The sequence below is a fragment of the Duganella sp. CF458 genome, from assembly GCF_900113115.1.
Taxonomy (GTDB): domain Bacteria; phylum Pseudomonadota; class Gammaproteobacteria; order Burkholderiales; family Burkholderiaceae_D; genus Rugamonas.
On sequence record NZ_FOOF01000039.1, the window covers coordinates 1 to 7,659 of the forward strand.

General features: G+C 63.3%; 1 protein-coding gene. It reads right to left on the reverse strand.

Annotated features, from left to right (window positions below):
• Positions 1 to 7,659, reverse strand: a 7,659-nt coding sequence (locus BM269_RS28730; RefSeq protein WP_139232909.1) for a non-ribosomal peptide synthetase, incomplete at both ends; no start/stop codon positions are given.

Below are 7,659 nucleotides of genomic sequence, written 5' to 3' on the forward strand. Positions count from 1 at the left end.
GGCAACGCCAGCAGTTCCGGCGCACCGGCCAGGTGGCCTTTCCAGTAATCGAGCTGCGCCTGCAGTGCGGCACCTTGCAGCCATTCGCGTTGCCATGCCGCGTAATCCGCGTACTGGATCGCCAGCGCAGGCAAAGGGTCGGCCTGGCCCTGGCTGAAGGCGGAATACAGTGCCGCCAGCTCGCGTACCAGCACGCCCAGCGACCAGCCATCGGAAATGATGTGGTGCTGGCACACCAGCAGGACATGTTCATCGTCGGCGATCTTCAGCAGCATGCCGCGCGCCAGCGGGCCGGCAGCCAGGTCGAACAAGGTGCCGAAGACTTCGCGCTGCGCCGCCTCCAGCGCCTGGCCGCGAGCGTCTTCGTCCAATGGCGACAGGTCGCGCTCCTGCAGCGCAAAGCCGGCCGATACGGCAGCAATGCGCTGTACCGGTGTATCGCCTTCGAGCTCGAAGGTGGTGCGCATGCTTTCGTGGCGGGCCACGATGCGGTCCAGCGCAGCGCGCAAGGCGGCAACGTCCACCTGGCCATGCAGGCGCAGGCCGCCCGGCATATGGTAGGCAGCGCCGGCCGATGCGTCGAGCTGGTCCAGGAACCACAGGCGCTGCTGGGCCCAGGACAGCGGCAACGGCTCGCTACGGTCGGCCAGCACGATCGCGCCCATGCCGGAGGCGTTCGCTTCGGCCACGCAGACGGCCAGTGCCTGCAGCCCAGGCGCGGCAAACACAGCACGCAGTGGCAGCTCAACGCCCATCATTTCACGGATACGCGACACCATGCGTACCGCCAGCAGCGAGTGACCGCCCAGCTCGAAGAAGTGATCATGGCGACCGATGCGTTCCACGCCCAGCAACTCTTGCCACAACGCGGCGAGCGCAGTTTCTGTTTCGCCCTGCGGAGTCTCGTAAGGCCGCGCAGCCATGTCGCCCTCTTGCGGCGCAGGCAGACGGCGGCGGTCCACCTTGCCGTTCTGGTTCAATGGCAGGCTATCCAGCACCACAAATGCAGACGGCAGCATGTAGTCGGCCAAGCGGGAAGCCAACGCAGCGCGCAACTCCAGCGCTGGCGCAGGATTGCCTGTTACGTAAGCCACCAGGCGCTTTCCGTTGCCATCATCGTGTGCGATAACAATCGCTTCAGCGACACCGACGCAATCGCGCAGTGCGGCTTCGATCTCTCCCAGTTCTATGCGATAGCCACGGATTTTTACCTGGAAGTCGTTCCGGCCGATGTACTCAAGAGTACCGTCTGCACACCAGCGCGCCAGGTCGCCCGTCTTGTACATGCGCGCGCCCGGCTGCTTGCTGAACGGATCGCGGACAAAGCGCTCTGCGCTCAATTCCGGCCGGTTCAGGTAGCCACGGGCCACACCGGCACCGCCAATGTAGATTTCGCCGCTGACGCCAACCGGGACCGGCTCCATGCGTGCATCCAGCAGGTACACACGCATGTTGGCGAACGGACGCCCAATGTGCGGGCGAGCGCTTTCCGGACGGATGCGGTCAAGCGTGGCGTCAACCGTGCATTCCGTCGGGCCGTACATATTGAAGAAAGCGGTGCGCCGATCGGACTGCAGGCGCTGCCACATAGCCGGTGGAATAGGCTCGCCGCCCAGCAACACGGCGGAAGGCGCATAGCCAAGCTGTTCCTGCAGTCCCGCTGCCAACAGGATCTCCAGCTGCGATGGAGTGCTGTCGAATGCGTCGATGCCGTACTCCATCAGGAATTCCAACATCCGAGCACCATCGGCGCGAATTTCTTGTGGAATCAGGTGGATGGAATGGCCTGACAGCAGTTGCAGCCAACCTTTCCAGGACATATCGAACGCGTATGACGCATTCAACGCAATATTTGCACGTGGGCGCACGCCTGCGTGGGTGGTTTCGCACATGGCGCGCCAGAAGTTGATCGCGCTGTGATGTTCGACCATGACGCCTTTCGACGCGCCGGTTGAACCGGAGGTATAGATCACATAGGCGACACACTGCGCGTGCACGCCATCGAGCACCGGATTCGTCTTTGCCGAGCGCACCACCTCGTCGTCGTCAATGCCGACGACAGGCACCACAACGCCAGGCAAGGCGTCGCGGGCGGCGCCGTGGGTGACTACAACCTCGGCGCCGCTATCGGCGATCATGTACGCCAAACGGTCCTGCGGCTGCGAAGGCTCCATCGGAACATATGAGGCTCCGGACTTCAGGATGCCCATCAGGCCGACCGCCATTTCAACGCTGCGCTCAACGCACAGCACCACGCGGTCTTCCGGCTGGACGCCCATCTGCAGCAGGCGGTTTGCCAGCTGGTTGGCGCGTTCATTGAGTTCCCGATAGGTGAGCGAGCTCCCGGCGCAGGTGACTGCAGCGACATCCGGCAGTTTGGCCGCCTGCCGTTCGAACTGATGATGAATCGTCAGGTCGCGTGGGTAGGCGCATTCAGTCTGGTTGAAGTCTTGCAGGACCTGCGTGCGGCCAGCTTTGTCCAGCAGGGGCAGCGCGGCAACCAGCTGCGCATCGCTGGCAGCCATGGCCTGCATGATCAGGCCGAATGCATCCGCCATGCGCGCAACGGTCGGCTCATCGAACAAGGCGGTCGAGTAGTCGAAACGTGCGTCGATCCCTTGTTCATGCTCGGTTAAGGACAGCGTGATGTCGAAGTGGACGGTAGACGATTCTGCCGCCAGCGGCTCGACAGTCAAGCCAGGCAATGCGCTGGCGCCACCGGGGGGAGTATTGTTCAGGCTTAGCATGGCCTGGAACAATGGGCTGTAAGAAAGGCTACGCGCCGGCTGCACCGCTTCCACCACTTGCTCGAAGGGCAGGTCCTGGTACTCGAATGCGGCCAGCGTGCTGGCCTTCACCTGCTGCAGCAGAGCGGCAACGTCCAGTCCTTCATCCAGGCGTACACGCAGCGCCAGGGTATTGACGAAGAAGCCGATCAAGCCCTCGGTCTCGGCACGGCGACGGTTGGCCACCGGTGTACCGATCACTACATCGTCCTGGCCGGAAAGACGGGACAACAGCGCTGCCCAGCCAGCCAGCATCGTCATGAACAGGGTCGTACCGTGGCGCTGGCTCAAGACGCGCAGGTCGCGGGCTACGCCAGCCGGCAGCGTAAAGCGGTGGCTGGCGCCTTCGTAACTTTGCGTCGCCGGACGTGGACGGTCAGTCGGCAGTTCCAGCAATGCCGGAGCGCCGGACAGGTGCTCTTTCCAGAAGCCATACTGCCGCTCCAGCATCTCGCCCTGCAGCCAGTTGCGCTGCCAGGCGGCATAGTCGGCGTACTGGATCGCCAGCGGAGGCAGCGGATTGGCTTGCCCCTGGCTGAATGCTGCGTACAGGGCGCTCACTTCTTGAACCAGAACACCAACCGACCAACCGTCGGTAACGATGTGATGCTGCGTGATCAGGAGGACATGCTCATCGTCCGCGAGATGCAGCAGGCAACCCCGCACCAGCGGTCCGGCTGCGAGGTCGAAAGGCGCGCTTGCTTCATCTGCAATCGCCATTTCCAGCGCCAATTCCTGCTCGTGGCCACGCAAATGCGCCAGACTACGTTCCGCCATGGCAAAGCCGCACTGTTCTGGAGCGAAGCGCTGCACAGGCTCGCCGCCCTCGAGCGTGAAGAAGGTGCGCAGGCTTTCGTGGCGCGCGACGACGGCATCCAATGCGGACTGCAAGGCATGGCGATCCAACCGGCCGCGCAGGCGCAGGGCAGCCGGCATGTGATATGCGGCACTCGCGGCGCCATCCAGCTGCCCCAGGAACCACAGGCGCTGCTGCGCGAATGACAGTGGGACAGGATTGCTGCGGTCAGCTACGACTATGGCACCTTCATCGTTAGAGCGCAGCACAGCCGCAAAGGTGGCCAGCTGCGGCTGGGCGAACAGCTCGCGCAAGCTGGCTTCGACGCGCAGCGACTGACGCAGACGGCCCAGCATCCGTACGGCCAACAACGAGTGGCCGCCCAGTTCGAAGAAATGGTCGTGGCGGCCGATGCGTTTTACGCCCAGCAACTCTTGCCACAGCGCGGCCAGGGACGATTCCATTTCTCCTTGAGGTTCTTCGTATTCGCGGCGGCTCAGTGCCGATGCATCCGGCGCCGGCAGCGCCTTGCGATCCAGCTTGCCGTTCGGGTTCAGCGGGAATTCGGTCATCGCAACGAAAGCTGCGGGCACCATATGCTCCGGCAGTTCGCGCAGCAATGCGCCACGCAGCGCTGCCTGGTCGATCTCGCCGTCGGCCAGCAGGTAGGCCACCAGGCGCTTATCGCTCGGCTGGTCCTCGCGCGCCAGCACGACCGCCTCACGGATGCCTTCGCAGGCCACCAGCTTGGCTTCGATCTCGCCCAGTTCAATACGGAAGCCACGGATCTTCACCTGGAAGTCGTTGCGGCCCAGGTATTCGATATTCCCGTCCGGCAGCCAGCGACCCAGGTCACCGGTCTTGTACATGCGGGCGTTCGGTGCTGCGCTGAACGGATCGCGCACAAAGCGTTCCGCGGTCAGCTCAGGACGATTCAAGTAGCCACGGGCCACCTGCACGCCGCCGATATGCAACTCGCCTGCTACGCCTACCGGAACCGGCTGGCCATGTGCGTCCAAGACGTACATGCTGGTGTTGGCGATCGGACGACCGATTGGCACGATGTGCGGCCAAGCTTCCTCGGTGCAGTCGAACCAGGTCACGTCGACTGCCGCCTCGGTCGGACCGTACAGGTTGTGCAGTGCCACATGCGGGAACTGTTGGCGGAAGCGTGCGCGCAGTTGTGCAGGCAGCGCCTCGCCGCTGCAGAATACCTGACGCAGGCCACCACCCCGCCATTTGCCTGCGGCGTCCACGAATACCTGTAGCATCGACGGTACGAAGTGCAGCGTGGTGATGCCAGCGTTGTCAACCAGCTCGCGCAGGTAGTCCGGCGACTTGTGGCCTTCCGGACGGGCGATTGCCAGGCGGGCCCCGGCCAGCATCGGCCAGAAGAACTCCCACACCGAAACGTCGAAACCGAACGGGGTTTTCTGCAGCACGCAGTCACCCGCACCCAGCGCGAACTCCTGTTGCATCCAACGCAAGCGGTTCGCCACCGCGCCATGTTCGTTCATCACGCCCTTGGGCTGGCCGGTCGAGCCGGAGGTGTAGATCACATAGGCCAGGCTGCTCGCGTCCAGCACCACATCCGGATTGTGCGCAACGCCATCGACGAAGCCGTCCAGCAGGACCTTCGGAGCCTTGCACTCCAGGCTGTCGGCCAGGTCGCGTTGCACCAGCACCGCCTTCGGTGCGCAGTCGGCCAGCATGTACGCCAGGCGGTCCGCTGGGTAGGATGGATCGAGCGGCACGTAACCTGCGCCAGCTTTCAGGATGCCGAACAGGCCTGCGACCATTTCGATGCTGCGCTCGGCGCAGATCGCAACGCGGTCGTTTGCCTGAACACCCATGCCGATCAGGTGATGGGCCACACGATTCGCGTGGGCGTTCAGCTCTTCGTAGCTGACTTTCCGGTCGTCGAACACTAGGGCAACTGCCTGCGGTTCCCGCGCCACTTGCTCTTCCAGCATCTGGTGCAGCAGGAACGCGCCAGCGTAGTCGGTCTTCGTTGAGTTGAAGCCGAGCAGCACTTGCGAGCGCTGCGCGTCGCCCATAATCGACAGAGCTGCCACCGCAGTATCGCCAGCGCTCGACGCGAGCGCCGCCAGGAGCACCTGGAAGTGGCCTGCAATGCGCTCGATGCTGGCGCGCTCAAACAGTACGCTCGAGTAATCCAGCCGCGCTTCAATCTGGTCGCCACTCTCGGTCAACGCCAGGTGCAGGTCGAACTGCGTGGTATTGCCCGGCTGCTCCAGCATTTCCACATCCAGACCAGGCAACGACAAACTTGAAGATGCCGGAGTATTGTTCATGCTCAGCATGACCTGGAACAGCGGGCTGTACGACATGCTGCGCGCAGGCTGCACTGCTTCCACTACCTGCTCGAACGGAAGATCTTGATGTTCGAAGGACGCAAGCGTGCTGGCCTTCACCTGTGCCAGCAGCGCGGACACGTCCAGGCCTCCGTCCAGTCGGACCCTCAGCGCCAGTGTGTTGACAAAGAAGCCGATCATGCCTTCAGTCTCGGCGCGGCGACGGTTGGCCACCGGCGTACCGATCACCACATCGTCCTGGCCCGACACACGCGCCAGTAATGCCGCCCAACCCGCCAGCATCGTCATGAACAGGGTCGTGCCATGGCGCTGGCTCATCGCGCGCAGGCTATTAGACAGTTCAGCGGAAAGCGCAAAGCGCAGGTTGTCGCCTTCGTAGCTTTGGATCGCTGGACGCGAATGATCGGTCGGCAGTTCCAACAGCGCGGGCGCACCGGCCAGATGATTTTTCCAGAACCCGAATTGCTGCTCCAATACATCGCCTTGCAACCAGCCGCGCTGCCATGCCGCGTAATCGGCGTACTGTATCGCCATGGGCGGCAACGGATCGGACTTGCCCTGTATGAAAGCGCCGTACAGCGCGCTTACTTCGCGTACCAGAACGCCAATCGACCAGCCATCAGTGACGATATGGTGCTGAGTCACCAGCAAGACATGCTCGTCATCGGCGAGACGCAGCAGGCAACCGCGCACCAGTGGGCCAACCGAAAGGTCAAACGGCATGCTTGCTTCGTCGTTGATCGCCAGCTCCAGCGCCGACTCCTGCCGCTCCTCGTCTTGCAGGTGGGTCAGGTCACGCATAGCCAATGCGAAGCCACTGTTTGACGGTGCAACGCGCTGCACCGGTTGGCCGTCTTCCAGCATGAACACGGTCCGCAGGCTGTCGTGGCGGGCTACAACTGCGTCAAGGGCAGCCTTCAACGCGGAGACGTCCAATTGTCCGCGCAAACGCAGCGCAACCGGCATATGGTATGCCGCGCTCGCAGAGCGATCCAGCTGGTCCAGGAACCAAAGGCGTTGCTGGGCAAAGGACAGCGGGATCGGCTTGCTGAGGTCAGTCAGTACGATTGCGCTTTCGTCGGAACGTCGCAAGAGGGCCGCGAAAGCCGCTAGCTGAGGCTGCGCAAACAGTTCACGCAGGCTTGCGTCAACACCGAGCGATTGACGCAGGCGGCCCAACATCTGCACGGCCAGCAGCGAATGCCCACCGAGTTCGAAGAAGTGATCGTGGCGGCCGATGCGTTCGACGCCCAGCAGCTCTTGCCACACTCCTGCCAGCGCGGTCTCCACCTCGCCTTGCGGTGCCTCGTATTTGCGGCGGCTCAACGCGGATTCGTCAGGCGCCGGCAGCGCCTTGCGATCCAGCTTGCCGTTGGCGGTCAGCGGGAATTCGTCCAGCATCACGTAAGCACCCGGCACCATGTAATCGGCCAGATCGGCCAACAGCGTGGCGCGCAGGGTTGCCGCCTCCAGGCTTACGCCAGTTTTTGGCACGACATACGCCACCAGGCGCTTGTCGCCCGGCTGGTCTTCGCGTGCCAGCACGACTGCTTCACGCACGCCATCGCAGGCTGCCAGCTTGGCTTCGATCTCGCCTAGTTCGATGCGGAAGCCGCGGATCTTCACCTGGAAGTCGTTGCGGCCCAGGTAATCGATGCTGCCGTCGGCCAGCCAACGTCCCAGGTCACCCGATTTGTACAGGCGCCCTTCCGGCGTGTTGATGAAGCGTGCGGCTGTCAGA